This is a genomic window from Pseudoalteromonas sp. PAR1, from assembly GCF_947311895.1.
Lineage (GTDB): Bacteria > Pseudomonadota > Gammaproteobacteria > Enterobacterales > Alteromonadaceae > Pseudoalteromonas > Pseudoalteromonas lipolytica_C.
Genome location: NZ_CAMZMY010000016.1, coordinates 37,458 through 53,575, shown reverse-complemented (window position 1 = coordinate 53,575; position 16,118 = coordinate 37,458). Strand labels below are relative to the sequence as shown.

Genomic DNA, 16,118 nt, shown 5'->3' with positions numbered 1-16,118 from the left:
GCGTATTCATTATGGTTATAAAAAATATAAATCTTAAATCAAAATCGTCTTATCAAATAGACTGAGTTTGTTAGTATTTGCATGACAACAAAGAACACACAGGAATAAACCATGGCGAATGAAGAAAACGCAATATGCGATTTTGGCTTACACCAAGGTGAGCCGTATAGTAAATTACCAGCGAGCTTCTTAAATTGGATGGTTGGTAATAACCATCAAAAATCACATTATGCAGAACAAGAGTTAATTCGTAGGCAACTCGCTGCAACTGGACAATTGAATACCGAAAATAGCAATAAAAATCTATAAAAGACATTTAATTTAAATATAAGTCGTTTAAACTAAGCGCTTAATTAACTACTGCTTTTAACAGGCAAACAATTATGCGCTTTTTTTTATCTTCTTTTTTACTGCTTACCTTAGCGGCTTGCAGCTCTTCTACTCACACTGATTCAGTACAATACCTCACATTACTCCATACAAACGACAACCATGGTCGCTTTTGGCACAATGAGCAAGGTGAGTATGGTATGGCAGCTCGTAAGACCTTAATTGATCAATTAAGAGCTGATGCTAAAGCAAAAGGTCATGCAGTATTATTACTCTCAGGTGGCGACATCAATACAGGTATTCCTGAGTCTGACTTACAGCATGCAGAGCCTGATTTTAAAGGTATGTCTATCATTGGTTATGATGCCATGGCTATAGGTAATCATGAATTTGATAACCCACTGGCAGTACTTGATCAACAACAAAAATGGTCTAACTTCCCATTTTTATCTGCCAATATTATAGATAAGGCAACTGGCGAGACACGTTATCAAGGATATAAGATCTTTGAGAAGAATGGCCTAAAAATAGCTGTAATCGGTTTAACAACCACAGATACAGCTAAAATAGGTAACCCTCAATATATTGGCAACCTTGAGTTTAAAGACCCAACAGCAGTTACAGCAAAGCTAGCTCCTGAAATCGATAAACAATACAACCCTGATATCACTATTGCAGTTACACACATGGGCCATTATGTTGATGCAAACTTTGGTATTAATGCACCGGGTGATGTAACAATGGCTCGTAACCTACCAAAGGGTACACTTGACATAATTGTTGGTGGGCATTCACAAGAACCGGTCTGTATGAAAGAGGCCAACGTCGCAGATGATAGTTTTATACCAGGCAAAGAGTGTAAGCCAGACCAACAAAATGGTACTTGGATCATGCAAGCACACGAGTGGGGTAAATATGTTGGTAAAGCTGAATTCAAATTAGAAAATGGTCATCTAACACTACTTAATTACGCGCTTATTCCGGTAAATCTTTATATCAATGATGAAAACGGCAATAAAAAGTTGGCAGCTGATTACATCGAACCAAACAAAAACTTACAAGATGTACTTGCTGTGTATCAAGCAAAAGGTGCAGCGCAAATTGCTGGAAAGATTGGTGCAGTTGATGAAAAGCTAGAGGGTGACCGTAACAAAGTTCGTTACGAGCAAGTAAACCTAGCACGGGTAATAATTGCTGCACAAATGCAATCTGTTGGTGCTGATTTTGGTATAATAAGTGGCGGTGGTATTCGTGATAGCATTCAAGCTGGCGATGTGAGCTATAAAGACATTTTAAAAGTTCACCCTTTTAAAAACCGTATCACCTATATTGATATGACCGGGAAGGCATTATTTGATTACCTATCTGTTGTGACTTCTTTCCCACCTGATTCAGGTGCTTACTTGCAATATTATAAATTAAGCTTTAAGCGTGAAAACGACACATTATCTGATGTTAAAATTGCTGGTAAACCACTTGATATGACGAAAACATATCGTATGAGTATTAACAGCTACAACGCCTCAGGTGGTGATGGCTACCCTACTCTTACAAACAAAGAAGGCTTTGTCAGTACAGATGATACTGACGCACAGGCATTAAAACGTTTCTTTGAGCAAAATAGTCCTGTTAAAGCGGCCGATTTCGCGCCTAAATAAACAAATTAAAAGTAAAAAGGGAAGTCAATGACTTCCCTTTTTTAGTTTTACTTACCTATCACTTCAATATCTTCTAACGTTATGTTCTTTAATCCATAATGATGTAAACGTGAACGTGAACCTTCACCATGCGCTTTCGGTGGGTAATAAACATCTTTAACTTCTGGTTGATCTTGCCAAACGTCATCAAGCGCAGCGCGGATTTCACTCAAGGTTTTTTCTAAACTATTGGTAAAATTTGGTCTTTTCCGAACTGTATGACCTAATTCAACTAACCGGTAAAAATACTTATTAGCGAGTGTAAGTAACTCTTCAGGAACATCCTTATTCTGATTGAGCACTACATCAGGATTTTCAGTACAAAACTCAACCAAAGCCAAATAAAAACATAACGGCTTATTGGCTAATGCAACAGGTTTATCAGGGCTACAATTCGCTGCCAATGTTTTATTTTGAAGATCGACAATCAAAATAGGTTTTGTTTTACTATTCGGTTCAGGTTCGGGAAGTTGTTTTGCAACTTGTAATTTTGTGCGTTCGCTTAAGAAGAGTAAATAACTAATCGCAAGTGAAAACAAACATACCAAAATAAATACTGCAATATCATTTTTATTTAAAATATTGTTATTAATAACAAAACTAATAGTAAAAACTTTTTGTGGTGTTTGAAGTTGCTTTTCAATCAGATCTGCTCTTGCTGGAAACTCTGTAATTCCTTCGATGGAATAAACAAAAATCGGGGTTTCTTTGAGCTGCGAATTAAGCTTAGCAAGGTAGTCAATAACAGCCTCTTTACTACCAGAATGCTTTAAAAAGTCATCAGGGAGGTTTAAATGGGTTAAATCTAAGGCGATTCGCTTCTCTATATTTGCCAAGCTTAATTGATTATTCTCTGTTGACTTAACCGCTTTTGCAAGAATATAGCTACCAAATAAGACCAGACAAATAACGAAGAATAAACAACCATAAATTAGCTTTACTCTAATTGGTAGCATTGTTTACCTCAGCATTAATTCGCATCGAGTGTTGCGTTTTACAGTTAAAGAATGATTGAACGTGATTGAAATAATGAGAATTTTGGTCATGCGCTAAATCAATTAAACGTTTTTGAACAGCACAGAGAAGATCTGTGTTTTCATCTTGCATTTTAAGGTACCAACGGCTGCCACTAATGTTGTCACTGATGGGAGTAATATAATTGATTGAAAAACGTTGCTGGTCTATGTCTTGCCAATAAGAAGAAATTAGATCAACTTTACCGCTTGCTAGTAATTCTCTCAGCTCTGAATGAGAGCCAGCATAGGTAATGTCTAAGTTCTCTAAATTTATATCTAACTTTTTGAACAACTGTTTTGGCAAAATATGACCAGAACGGCTTGTAGGGTAATCTAAAAGGCCAATTCGTTTGTCAAGAAAATAACTTTTATCTAGCCGCGGCTTTTCTTTGCTTGAAATAAAGTAGGCGGTGTAATCAGGAAAACCAACAACGGCTTTATAGTTGTAAGTTGATTCTGCCATAAAAGCGTTAATTAAGTTTTCTTTTGCGAGGATCAAATCGGCTAATCCTTTACCCAAAAACTCAACTGTATCAGATGTCTTGTAACCCCAATAAGAGGTAACCTTGCCATATTGCTTACTGATAGTGTCGTCTTGACATAATGAAAACGCGACATCTTCAGCTAGCCGTTTACCAGATGAATATACGACAAGTTCATTAAGATTAACCTCTGATTTAGTATCACATTGAAAAGAAGTTTCAATAAACGTATCGATATCAGATATAGGCTTATTTGCTTGTAAAATTCCCACAAAACAAAACAAGCCAAACGACAGAAACAAAAATGTAACAATCAAAGATTTTTTTATTAGTATTGTTCTTAAATTCAATTTTTATAGCCAACAACGCACCCTTGCCTCTATTTGAACAATTATTCTTACTTATTACAACAGGTAATTTTACCTAAAATAAATAACTCATTGTTTTTAAACATATATGAACAAGAAATTATGAATCTTATTGAGTCCTTTCTATTTGTTTTAAAATTCAGGAGAATTAGCACCAAGTAATCGTGCTTCAGGGCACATTCATTTTTGGACACTGAGTCAATGTTACAAAAAACAATAAAGATGTTGCTGTTATCGACACCTGTTATTTCAGCGGTGTTAAGTACTCCGGCTAATGCATGGGGACAAAATGGTCATCGTATTGTTGGTGAAATTGCATCTAAGCATATTACTGACACCACGAGGCAAGCATTAATTCCTTTACTTGATGGCGAGTCACTCCCTCAAATTGCCACTTGGGCCGATGAAATGCGCTCTGCCCCTGAGCAATTTTGGCAAAAAAAGTCATCTCGCTGGCATTACATCAATTTAAAAGAGGGTGATGCTGATCCTCATTACGACTCAAATGCCCACCATAACAAAGACACAGTGTCTGACATCCTTGAAGGGATGGAATATTCAATTTCAGTTTTACAAAACCAAAAAGCATCACTTGCAGAAAAACAGTTTGCTTTACGCTTTTTAGTTCATCTTGTTGGTGATAGTCACCAACCATTCCATGCAGGTCGCAGTGAAGATCGTGGCGGCAACAATATTTCTGTCACATTCTTCGGGCAAGATACCAATTTACATAGCCTATGGGACTCAAAACTCATTGAAAATGAAAATTTGTCCTATACTGAATTTGCGCAATTTATAAATACAACAAATCAAGCGTTGATAATGGACTACCTTACCAGTTCACCAAGCGATTGGTTAATCGAATCACATAATATTGCAAATTCAATCTATAAAGAAAATGAAACAAACGTAAGTTATAGTTATATCTATAAAAACTTACCAATTGTTAAAACTCGCCTACAGCAAGGCGGGATAAGATTGGCCGGTTTATTAAATAGTTTATTTGATAAATCAGCAAAACCGTTAGTAAAGGCACTTAAGATGCCAACTGACAGCAAACTATAAATGAAACATAACCTCTAACACGGGAAATAACATAATGAAAATCCAACTCCGCAAAACAGCTCTATCACTTGCTATTGCAGCATGTGTTGGTGTGAGTGGTGCAGCGTTAGCAAATGAAACAACATCTGCTATCAAGGGTCAAATCAAAGGTCCTAGCGGCAACCCTGCTGCTGGCACTAAGATTACTATCGTTCACTTACCTTCAGGTTCAACTAAAGAAACTGAAACGAACGATGCGGGTTACTTCACAGCTAAAGGCCTACGCGTAGGTGGTCCTTACCGCGTTGTTGTAGATTCTGACGTATTTGCAGATCAAACTTTCAACAATATTAACCTACAAGTTGGTGCTGACTACCCTGTTAATGTTACGTTAGAGCCGCAATCAGACATCGAACAAATCGTTGTTACAGGTCGTCCTATCAGCCGTATGTCTGGTGGTACAGGTCCTGCTGCGACTTTCACACTTGAAGATTTAGAAAACCAACCAGCTATCAACCGTGACTTAAAAGATATCATTCGTATCGACCCACGTGTAACAATCGATGATAGCCGTGGTTCAATTAACTGTGGTGGTGGTAACCCACGTTTCAACAGCTTAACGCTAGACGGCGTTCGTATGAACGATAACTTCGGTCTAAGCTCAAACGGTTACCCAACAATCGGTGCTCCTTTCTCTTTCGATTCAATCGAGCAGGTTGCCGTTGAACTAGCGCCTTTTGATGTTCAATATGGTGGTTTCACATCATGTAACATCAACGCAGTTACTAAATCTGGTGGTAACGAAGTACACGGTGGTGTTTTCTTCGATTACACAAATGATTCAATGAAAGGCGATAAAATCGAAGGTGAAGACTACGATAACGGTGATTACACTGAAAAACGTTACGGCTTCAACGTTGGTTTACCACTAATCAAAGATAACCTTTTCTTATTCACATCTTATGAGAAAGTTGAAGGTGTTAAACAGTACGAATACGGCGGTTTAAATACAGGTAGTGTTTCAGCGGCAGATGTTGCTCGTGTACAACAAATTGCTCAAGATGTTTACGGTTATGACGCAGGTGGCATGCCATCAAGCGCACCAGTTGAAGATGAAAAAATCTTAGTTAAGTTAGACTGGAACATCAACGACGATCACCGTGCAAACATAATCTATAACTATAATGATGCTTTCACGCTATCTCAATCAGATGCATACAGCGATACAGTAGCTTTAGAAAACCATTTCTTCAAGCAAGGTGCTGAGTTTACATCAATCATCGGTTCACTTTACTCAGATTGGTCAGACAACTTCTCTACTGAAGTTCGTATTGGTAAATCAGAGCTAGATGCAACAGTACAGTCTTTAGATGCAGCGAGCAGCTTTGGTGAAATGCAAATTGATGCTGCTGGTGGCGGTACTATCTACATCGGTCCAGATGACTCTCGTCAATCAAACGACCTAGACTATGAAACAACAACTGTAAAAGTTGCTGGTACATATTACCTTGATCAACATACGATTACTGGTGGTTATGAGTACGAAAAGCTAGACGTATTTAACCAATTCGTACAACACACACAAGGTGAGTGGCGTTTTGATTCTGTAGATGATTTTGAAGCAGGCCAAGCTTCAGCTATCTACTACAACAACGCTGCAGGTACTAACAACCCTACTGATGCGGCTGCAAGCTTCTCATACGCTCAACACACTTTCTATGTGCAAGATGAATACAGCTTCACAGATTTAGACGCAACATTAACATTTGGTCTTCGTTACGACAAATACACAAGTGACGACAAACCTAACTACAATGAAAACTTTACTAACCGTTATGGTTTTAGTAACCAAGCAACATTCGATGGCATCGACTTAATTCAACCACGTGTAGGTTTTGAATGGTACGCAACGGATGCATTAGAAGTACGCGCTGGTGTTGGTTTATTCTCTGGTGGTAACCCGAACGTTTGGTTATCTAACTCATACTCTAACGATGGTATTACAAACATTGGTACTTACCGTGAAGATGTTGACTTATTCAATACACCGACAGTGAATGGTGGTACACCAGGTTACGAAGTGCCACAAGAAATGTATGACCAAGTTGCTAATACAACAATTGGTGCGGGTGACTCTTCAGTAAATGCTGTTGACCCAGACTTTGAAATGCCATCAGAGTGGAAATACTCAGTAGGTGCAACATACACAACTGAAGATGAGTATGTATTCTCACTAGATTACTTATTCACTAAACGTAAAGATGCTGCAATTATCCAAGACATCGCGTTGCAAGATTCTGGTGAAACAACGTTTGATGGTCGTCCAATTCTTAAGTCTATAGAAGGGCGTAGCGGTGACTTATTACTTACTAATGTGAGTGGCGACAGTGGTGAGTCTCATATCATTTCTGCTGCAATGAGCAAGCGTTTTGATAACGGTATTAGCGTACAACTAGCTTACGCTTACACAGATTCAACAGATGTTAACCCAATGACAAGCTCTGTAGCGAGCTCTAACTACGGTAACATGGCGACATACGATCCAACAAACCCAGGTGCACGCACATCTGATTACGAGATCCCACATCGCTTTACTATGACATTAGGTTACACAACTGAGTTGTTTGATGGTTACAGCACACGTTTCAACCTATTCAGCGAAACATACAAAGGTCTACCTTACAGCTATACATATAACGGTAGTGACAAAGTTTGGGGTGATAGCAACTCAAACCGTAGCCGTCAGCTAATGTATATCCCTGAAGTAAATGACCCTAACGTTGTTTATGATATGACTGCTGATGAAATTAATGAGTTTAACGAGTGGATTTCTGCTCAAGGCCTTGAGCGCGGTGAAATCGTTGGCCGTAACAGCCAAAACGCTGATTGGTTCACGAAAGTTAACTTCAAGATGACTCAAGAGTTACCTGGTTTCATGCCTGGTCACAAAGGTGAAGTATTCTTCGTTATCGATAACTTAACTAACATGTTAAACGATGACTGGGGTGTACTTAAGAAAGGTAACTTCGTTGGTAACCGTATGATTAAAACATCAATCGATGACCAAGGTCGTTACGTTTACTCAAACTTTAGCCCTAACAATGGTAAAACTGCAACACAAAGCAACGCATCAGTTTGGGAAATGCGTGTAGGTGTACGTTACACATTCTAATAACGAGTTAACCTTGTTATAAAGCAAAAGCCCGCCCCTACTGGCGGGCTTTTTACGTTTGGAAGAAAGTGAGGAGTTACAGGTTACTAGGGGAAAGTTAGCAAGGGACAAGAGTAAAATTAGCAAGTTGCTAGTAGCAGCGATTTTATATCGCGTTTGATGGCTGAGGGCTGATGTTTAACGCGATCCAGCGTTGTTATGTAAGTCGTCATTTATGGCGACAAATCTTTAAACTTGAATGATCACGGACTAAAGCCCGACCTACCCTGATATGAAAATGCAGGCCAATTTGACCTGCACACAAAGTTTTATTTAAGCTGCGTAAACCGCAAGTGGATGGGTTGTATTGATTGAAACATGCACAGCATCACCCGGGCGCACTATCACCTCATGGCTCACACGGCTTGTCACCACAGTATCGCATGCCAGTTTAACAGCGCATAATCGGCTGCCCCCCTCATAACGTACCCAGGTCACTTCACCGTTATTTGTATTAGCATTATTAATTAGATGCACATCATCAGGGCGCAACAATACATCAACCTTTGCTGCATCATGATCAATTTTGATTGCTGGTGCATTGCCTATATCTGTTGTGGCTGTATCACCTACACAATTACCGGCAATGAAACTTGCCTCACCTAAAAAGCGTGCCACAAAACGATTACTTGGCAAGCTAAAGCAACGCTCAGGAGTATCAATTTGCTGAATTATCCCCTCTTTAAGCACCCCTACACGGTCACCGACAGATAAGGCTTCCTCTTGGTCATGGGTCACCCAAATAGCGGGAACACCTGCCGCCTTTAAAGCATTTCTAATATCCCATCGAAGAGTATCTTTTAGAGCTGCATCTAGGTTAGATAATGGCTCATCAAGTAAAACAAAGTCTGGTTCATGAGCAAGAGTTCGAGCGAGTGCGACACGCTGCTTTTGACCACCAGATAAGGTTGCCGGCTTTTTATTTCGAAATGCTTCAAGACCTAGTAGCTTTATCCAATGATCGGCTTTAGAAGTATCGTTAAGTCTAAAGCAAATATTCTGTTCAACAGTTAAATGTGGAAAAAGGGCAAAATCTTGAAACACCATTCCTACTTTACGTTTTTCCGGGGGAACTTGTAGTTTTGGCGTAGCTCGCCATGAACCTAAATTTATTTCGCCTTCGCTAATAGGAATAAGCCCAGCTAACGCTTGTAAAATTGTACTTTTACCACAGCCAGTTGGACCAACTAGCATGAGGATCTCACTTTCCCCAAGTGATAAGTTAAGTTCACTTACCACACGATTGCTACCATAATCGATAGACAGCTTACTAACTGATAGCATTAAACTGATCCTTAATGTTCTAATTGACTGCGCTTTTCACCAGAGAGCATTATAGCCAAGCCGCATGCTGATATCACTACCAACAATAAACCAGGAATAGCAGCACGGCCAAAGTAACCGGCTTCATAAACACGCCACAAATATGTTGAAAGGGTTTCAAAACCCGTTGGGCCAAGTAAAAGTGTTGCTTCAAGTTCACGCATTGATTCTAAAAATACCAAAGCAGCACCTGCGATAATACCGCGCATAGTTAGGGGTAAAGTAATTCGTATAAATGCTTCACGAGGGCTGGCACCCAGTACTCGTGCCGACTTTATTAAACTTGAATCTAGATGCTCAGTACTGGTTCTTACAGAGCCAACTGCAAGCGGCAAAAAGCGCAGCACATAAGCAATTACTAATAGAGCTAAGGTTTGATAAAAGAGTGGCAACTGTAGACCGCCATATACCAATGCCGTTCCCATCACAATACCCGGAATACCAAATCCAAAATAAGTTACACGCTCCATAATACGCCCTGCTTTTCCACTCAACGCTGCATGAGCAACAGGTACAGCAACAACAACAGCAACGATAGCAGCAATACCCGATGCATAGGCTGAATGCCAAGCAATACTGAAGTCAAAATCTGCAACTCCATCACGGGCAAGCCAAAGTGAAAAAATTGCCAAAGGTAAACAAATCGCAAGTAGCAATACTGGTAAAAATGTCAGTAACATCGCAACTTTTTGACCATTGGATGGAAATAACATCAATGAACGTCCATGGCGTTCTGAAGCTGTTTTAATTTGTGACTCGATAAACAATAAAAATCCGACGATAACCATCAGTTGTAGCGATAACATTGCCGCACGACTTAAACCAAAGGCGTTGTATTCTACATAAATAACCCGAGTGAACGTATCTAAGCGCATCATCGCCGGTGTACCAAAGTCTGATAAGGTATAAAGCGCAACCAGTAAAGAGCCTGCCGCTATACCATTGATAACCCGAGGTAAAATAACTTTAAATACACTCATTGTCATCGACATACCTAAAGTACGTGCAGCATTAACCATGCTGGCATCTAAGCTAAGTAAAGATGATCGAGTTGTTAGCATTACAAAAGGAAACGTGTATAGGGTCATTACAATGGCAGCGCCTGTTAGCCCATACATAGGCGGCGTTTCGAAGCCGAGCAACTGATTTATCTCACCACCGGGGCCAAATGCAGCATACAAGGTAAACGCACCAATATAACTTGGGATTGCCAGAGGAGCAGCAAACAGAACAAGCCACAGCTTTTTAAAAGGAAGTTGAACATAGGCACTAATAAACGCCAGAGGTACACCAATTAAAACAGAGCCTATTACCGTTAACACCATAAGTGATAAGGTGTTACCAAGAATTTTTAAGTTATGACTATCAAATACAGCAGTCGCATCACTTGCTAAAGTGATCAGAATATAAACTGGCACTAACGCCAAAAGCGCTGCAAGCAGCGCCATGGGATAAGAAGCAGGTATGCGCATTATAAAACACCGCTACTGCGCATAAGGTCGAGTGTTGGCCTTAAATCTGCCAATTGAGTTAAGTCAATTTTCGGCGGTGATACATCCGTTAATGCTGGTAACCCAGCTGGTTGTTCAATGCCTTGGATCAGTGGAATTTCATAGGCTTCACGGGCTAAGTAACTTTGTACTTCTGAACTTAGTAAGTAACGCATAAAATTCATCGCATTAGGGTTATCTGTTAACGATAAAACACCTGATGCATTAACTAAACAACCGGCATCTTGATTGGTAAAAGCAAGATCAAGATTAGCATCTGGTTTACCTGACTTAAGTCGTAATGTGTAATAGTGGTTTGCAAAGCCAATATCGACTTCACCACGTTCAACTGCCATTACTACACCAAGCTCACCAGCATAGGTTTTCGAACGTTTTTGAACCTTTTTAAGCCACTTAGCGGTTTTATCTTCACCTTCAAGAATACGCATAGCCGTTACGAATGATTGAAAAGATGCGTAAGCAGGTGCCCAACCTATTGATAAATCGCTGTCAGCAATCGCCATGATACTGTCGGGGATATCATCTTTGCTCAGACGCTTGGTGTTATAAGGTAGAGTTCGAATACGCCCGGTAACCGGTGCCCAACCAGGGTAACGGAATTGTGGCTGTAACTGTGCTGCTAAATCACTTGGTAATGGTTTAGCCAAACCCGCGTCGGTAATTAAACCAATCGCACCTGAGTCAACAGCCCAAAATAAATCAGCACGTTTAACTCCTGCTTTCGCTTCAGCGACAATCATATTGCCAAGCGCAGCCGTTGGGCCTCTACGAATTGATAAATTCAATTTTGGATTATTCTTTTCGATCGACTGCAGTACGTTTTCGTACAAGCCGCCTTCGCCGCGGCCTAAATATAATGTTAAGTCACCCTCAAGGGCGGGTAAGTCTTTTACAGAAACGGGGCTTGCAGCACTGGCTGCGAAGGCACGAGAAAGAGGTAGTGGCATTGCGCCTACTACCCCGAACGCAGCAAGTCCTTGAATAAAGGTTCTACGCTTCACTAAAATACATCCTTACGAGCTTTTTCGGCTTCTTCTAATAACACCTTAGCGCGATCTAGCTTTTCTTGCATATCAACAACCACTGCACGTACTTGGTCAACAGACCCTTTATCAGAAATCGCTTTTGGCAGGGTTACATTAAAATCTTTTTCGAGCACTTCGACTAACTTCGCATCTTTTTCGATAAGTGTACCTTCAACACCCTCGAATAAATGCAAGTAAGTATCATGTACGATTTGTGTTGCTTCGTCACTTAAACGCTCTGCGTACTTTGCAACAACACGGTCTAATTTGTGTTTGATTTCATCGATGGTAGCACTTTGCGTCGTTTCTTCTGAAGCAGTCGCTTTTACAGCTTTTAACAAGCCTTTTTGCTGGAAATCCGCGGCAAGTCTAACAGCTCCTAAACCTTGCCACAAGGCGGCATTCAACGCCTTTTGATGAGTGCGAACCTCAGCTGCAGGTTTTTTATCATCAATAGCCATTTTGATGCCATAAATACTTTGCCAAATTGATGCATAAACCGGTACATAGTTTGTTTCAATTGCACTATGGAACTTTACTGATTCCCAGTATTCGATTAGGTCATCACTTTTTACAGCTTTAGCACCTTTGCTTTCGTAATCACTCACCATGATATCGACTTTGTTGATCATCCATTCAACGTCATCAGAGTAATCTTTTAAATTTTCTTTTAGATGATTAACGTGCTCACCAATTGGGCCATTTGCCAATACAGGTTGGGCAATAAAAGTAGATGCTAATACTAGGCTTAAACCTAGTTTCTTCACGGTGTTTAACGCTAATTTCATAACAGGAGACATCCAAATTGCTAATTGTAAATGATAGCCATTATCATATACGTATCGATTCCCTAAATCAATTGCTATGATGCATTGATTACAGATTTACACATTTTTATTTAAGTAACTGGAAAGCTTACTAAGAGTGTTCATAAATTGTTTAATTTCTTGGCTATCTAACTCACTCACTAAACTTGCTTGCCATTCGTTTGCTAACGGAACAATTTGTTTATGCAAACCTACTCCTGCCTCTGATAACGATAACAAGTTTGCGCGTTTATCAGTTGGGTTCGCTTTTGCTGCGATAAGGTTTCTTGTTAATAATGACTTTACTGCACGGGACACCGTTGACTTATCCATTTGTGCCATATCACACAACTGTTTAGCAGTGCATTCACCATATTGAGCCAGGTTCGCGATTACTCGCCATTGTGGCACGGTTAAATCAAACTGCTTTTGATATAGCTCACTAAATTGCTCACTCATCTGCATTGCAATATTGGTTAATGAGTAAGGTAAGAACTGCTGTAAATCGAGCGTTGGGTGTTTGTTTGTTGTCATTGCTTCACTACTGTCAAAAATTATTTACACAAGTAAATTCAGTGCAGTTTGAATTTAGTCTCACATGAGAGTATCTTACCTAAAACCTTTCAGGAGTCTAGTGATGAATAACGAATTACAATATATGACAGGCTTTGGTAATGAATTCGAAACCGAAGCATTACCCGGTGCATTACCTATCGGTCAATTCAGCCCTCAAAAAGTAAAATACGATTTATATGCTGAACAGTTCAGTACAACAGCATTTACAGCGCCGCGTGCTGATAACCGCCGTACTTGGTTTTATCGTATTCGCCCGTCAGTAGTACAAGGTGATTATACACCTATAGACAATGGCCTTATTCGTACCGCTCCTATTACAGAAGTCCCAACGCCGCCGACAATGCTACGTTGGGATCCAATTGAAATTCCTGAGCAGCCAACAGATTTTATTGATGGTTTGATTACCATGGCAGCTAATGGCAGCGCTAATGCACAAACAGGTATAGGTATTCATATCTATGTAGCCAATAAATCAATGCAACAACGTTACTTTTATAATGCTGATGGTGAAATGCTGTTCGTACCACAACAAGGTGAGTTATTACTCCGTACTGAGTGTGGAAAACTAACAGTCCGAGCTGGTGAAATTGCCGTAATTCCTCGTGGGATTAAATTTGCTGTTGATTTATTAACGGACACAGCCCGCGGCTATATTTGTGAAAACTATGGCCATGCCTATATTTTACCAGAGCGCGGCCCTGTAGGAGCTAATGGCTATGCCAATGACCGTGACTTCCACTACCCTGTTGCGGCTTATGAAGATGTAGAAGGTGACTTTGAACTAGTTGCAAAGTTTAATGGCAATATGTTCCGCTGCGATATTGGCCATTCTCCATTAGATGTCGTTGCATGGACAGGTAATAGTGCACCATACAAGTATGACCTTGCTCGATTCAATGTTATGAATACCGTGAGTTATGATCACCCAGATCCTTCAATCTTCACCGTACTAACGTCACCATCGGGTACAGAAGGTGTCGCAAATATCGACTTTGCTATCTTCCCTCCTCGTTGGATGGTGGCTGAAAACACATTCCGTCCGCCTTATTACCACCGTAATATTATGAGTGAATTCATGGGACTTATTGAAGGTGTATACGATGCCAAAGAGCATGGCTTTATACCTGGGGGTTCAAGTTTACATAATTGTATGTCGCCACATGGTCCAGAAGCAGATGTATTTGAAAAAGCATCAAATGCCGAACTTAAACCACAACGCTACGAAAACACCTTGGCATTTATGTTCGAATCGCGTTACGTTATTTCACCAACTAAATATGCCCTTGAAGGTAAAGAGCGTCAGCCTAATTACACTGACTGTTGGCGCACTATTAAAAAACATTTCACAGGTAAACAGGACGCATAATGAAACTTTATAGCTATTTTCGTTCATCAGCCGCTTACAGAGTTCGCATTGCTCTTAATTTAAAGAACATTGATCACGAGTTGGTCACCGTTAATTTATTAAAATCAGAGCAGCAAAGCGACCAGTACCTAGCAAAAAACCCACAAGGGTTATTACCGGCACTAGAAACAGATCAAGGTGTGCTTGCACAATCGCTGGCTATTTTAGAGTGGCTTGAAGAAACACACCCAGAAACACCGCTTTTAACAGGTGACGCATGGCAAAAAGCCCAGATCCGCAATTTATGTTATGCCGTAGCGTGCGATATACACCCTATCGATAATTTGCGAGTATTAAAGTACTTAGCTAATGATCTTGGTGTTGATGAAGATGCAAAAACGGCTTGGTATAAGCATTGGGTAGAAGTTGGCTTTGAGAGTATCGAAAAGTTACTTGATGAAGCGAACACTTTTTGCGTTGGCGACAAACCAACACTTGCTGATGTCTGTTTAGTGCCGCAAGTATTTAATGCCTTACGCTTTAACGTTGATATGAGTAAGTACCCAAAAATCTCCGCAGTTTATGAGCATTGTAATAAGCTAGATGCCTTTATTGATGCGGCTCCTCAGAACCAACCTGACGCAATCTAATTCGTTGTTATTAAAACTAAAGGCCCAATCATTTTGGGCCTTTTTATTATCTAATTTTTATCTCAGTGCGGAATTAATAACACTCACGTGATTGATCAAATCTAGCCCTAAATCCGTTAAATAGCCGCCATCAGGGCTATCAGTAATGCCTTTGTCATAAAGACGTTTTGCAGCATTTTTTACTGTTTCTTCTGCATCAGAGTGGATTTTAATGCCTTGCATTTGTGAGTCGCGGGGAAACTTAGCAAGCAGGGTTAATTCGTCAATCATATTTTTATTAAATTGCATGTGTTCACCTTTTTATTATCACGTCATTGTGCTTTTATAGAATACAGTCATAAGCTTAGTGTAGATACAAAAAACTGCACAATGAGAGGTGTATTTTGTTTAGAAAGATTTTAATCTTAACTACCTTGTTTATTTTATTGTTTTCACAGTTCGTTTTAGCAAAAGATAAAGCATTAGTTGTGCTAGATGGCCAAGAAGCACTTAACAACCACAAAGTGTGTTGGTATGAAAATAAGCGTTATACCGAAGGCGCTTATATTGCTGTTGGCGATATAACGTTAATTTGTGCAGCCAAACAGCCAAATTTTTCAAACAGCGACTTAGCGTGGTTAAGACTGGATAAAAACGGCGATATTGTCTATCCAAAACGAGACAAGAGTATAAACGTCAATTAGCTTAAAGACGCTAGATACGTTACTATTACACAGTTTAGAAATAACCAAAGA

General features: G+C 39.8%; 15 protein-coding genes. 7 read left to right on the top strand and 8 right to left on the bottom strand.

Features of this window, described 5'->3' with window-relative positions; genetic code table 11:
* Window positions 1–111 precede the first annotated feature (111 nt).
* Both QL229_RS13915 and ushA read left to right on the top strand, forming a co-directional pair.
* Window positions 112–309, top strand: a complete 198-nt coding sequence (locus QL229_RS13915; RefSeq protein WP_135926585.1) for a hypothetical protein — start codon at window positions 112–114, stop codon at window positions 307–309.
* A 74-nt stretch (window positions 310–383) separates the two neighbouring features.
* Window positions 384–1,988: a bifunctional UDP-sugar hydrolase/5'-nucleotidase UshA gene (gene ushA, locus QL229_RS13910; RefSeq protein ID WP_281547087.1), complete on the top strand. Its 1,605-nt coding sequence runs from the start codon at window positions 384–386 to the stop codon at window positions 1,986–1,988.
* A 47-nt stretch (window positions 1,989–2,035) separates the two neighbouring features.
* On the opposite strand, the gene QL229_RS13905 is transcribed toward ushA, so the two are convergent.
* Together QL229_RS13905 and QL229_RS13900 are read right to left on the bottom strand one after the other, a co-directional pair.
* Entirely contained in the window at window positions 2,036–2,863 is an 828-nt protein-coding gene (locus QL229_RS13905) for a hypothetical protein (RefSeq protein ID WP_249930178.1), read from the bottom strand.
* Window positions 2,864–2,969: 106 nt separating this feature from the next.
* Window positions 2,970–3,875 carry a hypothetical protein gene (locus QL229_RS13900; protein ID WP_138556555.1) on the bottom strand — a complete coding sequence of 302 codons (906 nt, stop codon included), beginning with the start codon at window positions 3,873–3,875 and terminating at the stop codon, window positions 2,970–2,972.
* A gap of 219 nt (window positions 3,876–4,094) precedes the next feature.
* Here QL229_RS13900 and QL229_RS13895 point away from each other — a divergent pair, with 219 nt between their 5' ends.
* Both QL229_RS13895 and QL229_RS13890 read left to right on the top strand, forming a co-directional pair.
* Entirely contained in the window at window positions 4,095–4,958 is an 864-nt protein-coding gene (locus QL229_RS13895; RefSeq protein ID WP_138556556.1) for a S1/P1 nuclease, read from the top strand.
* A gap of 34 nt (window positions 4,959–4,992) precedes the next feature.
* Window positions 4,993–8,109, top strand: coding sequence for a TonB-dependent receptor (locus QL229_RS13890; protein WP_281547086.1), 3,117 nt, complete (start codon window positions 4,993–4,995; stop codon window positions 8,107–8,109).
* 312 nt (window positions 8,110–8,421) lie between these two features.
* Here the strand turns inward: QL229_RS13890 and QL229_RS13885 are convergent, their stop codons facing one another.
* From QL229_RS13885 to QL229_RS13865, 5 genes are all read right to left on the bottom strand, one after another.
* The gene (locus tag QL229_RS13885; protein WP_138556558.1) at window positions 8,422–9,432 is read right to left on the bottom strand and encodes an ABC transporter ATP-binding protein; all 1,011 of its coding nucleotides are present in this window, start codon (window positions 9,430–9,432) and stop codon (window positions 8,422–8,424) included.
* Window positions 9,433–9,443: 11 nt separating this feature from the next.
* On the bottom strand, window positions 9,444–10,943 hold the full coding sequence (locus QL229_RS13880; protein ID WP_138556559.1) for an iron ABC transporter permease: 1,500 nt from the start codon (window positions 10,941–10,943) through the stop codon (window positions 9,444–9,446).
* Window positions 10,943–11,983 (bottom strand): extracellular solute-binding protein, encoded by a 1,041-nt coding sequence (locus QL229_RS13875; RefSeq protein ID WP_135926578.1) that lies wholly within the window; start codon window positions 11,981–11,983, stop codon window positions 10,943–10,945. Before QL229_RS13875 ends, QL229_RS13880 begins: the two co-directional genes overlap by 1 nt.
* The gene (locus QL229_RS13870) at window positions 11,983–12,795 is read right to left on the bottom strand and encodes a hypothetical protein (RefSeq protein ID WP_281547085.1); all 813 of its coding nucleotides are present in this window, start codon (window positions 12,793–12,795) and stop codon (window positions 11,983–11,985) included. The genes QL229_RS13875 and QL229_RS13870 overlap by 1 nt, the downstream gene beginning before the upstream one ends.
* A 96-nt stretch (window positions 12,796–12,891) precedes the next feature.
* Window positions 12,892–13,347, bottom strand: coding sequence for a MarR family winged helix-turn-helix transcriptional regulator (locus QL229_RS13865; RefSeq protein WP_281547084.1), 456 nt, complete (start codon window positions 13,345–13,347; stop codon window positions 12,892–12,894).
* Window positions 13,348–13,450: 103 nt separating this feature from the next.
* Between QL229_RS13865 and hmgA the strand changes: the two genes are divergently transcribed.
* Window positions 13,451–14,755, top strand: coding sequence for a homogentisate 1,2-dioxygenase (gene hmgA, locus QL229_RS13860; protein WP_138556562.1), 1,305 nt, complete (start codon window positions 13,451–13,453; stop codon window positions 14,753–14,755).
* Complete coding sequence (gene maiA / locus QL229_RS13855; RefSeq protein ID WP_138556563.1) at window positions 14,755–15,384, top strand: maleylacetoacetate isomerase; 630 nt, start codon at window positions 14,755–14,757, stop codon at window positions 15,382–15,384. Before hmgA ends, maiA begins: the two co-directional genes overlap by 1 nt.
* Before the next feature lie 57 nt (window positions 15,385–15,441).
* Here maiA and QL229_RS13850 read toward each other — a convergent pair whose 3' ends face one another.
* The gene (locus QL229_RS13850; RefSeq protein ID WP_105180290.1) at window positions 15,442–15,672 is read right to left on the bottom strand and encodes a TIGR02647 family protein; all 231 of its coding nucleotides are present in this window, start codon (window positions 15,670–15,672) and stop codon (window positions 15,442–15,444) included.
* A 95-nt stretch (window positions 15,673–15,767) separates the two neighbouring features.
* Here QL229_RS13850 and QL229_RS13845 point away from each other — a divergent pair, with 95 nt between their 5' ends.
* Entirely contained in the window at window positions 15,768–16,067 is a 300-nt protein-coding gene (locus QL229_RS13845) for a DUF1496 domain-containing protein (RefSeq protein WP_105180289.1), read from the top strand.
* Window positions 16,068–16,118 lie beyond the last annotated feature (51 nt).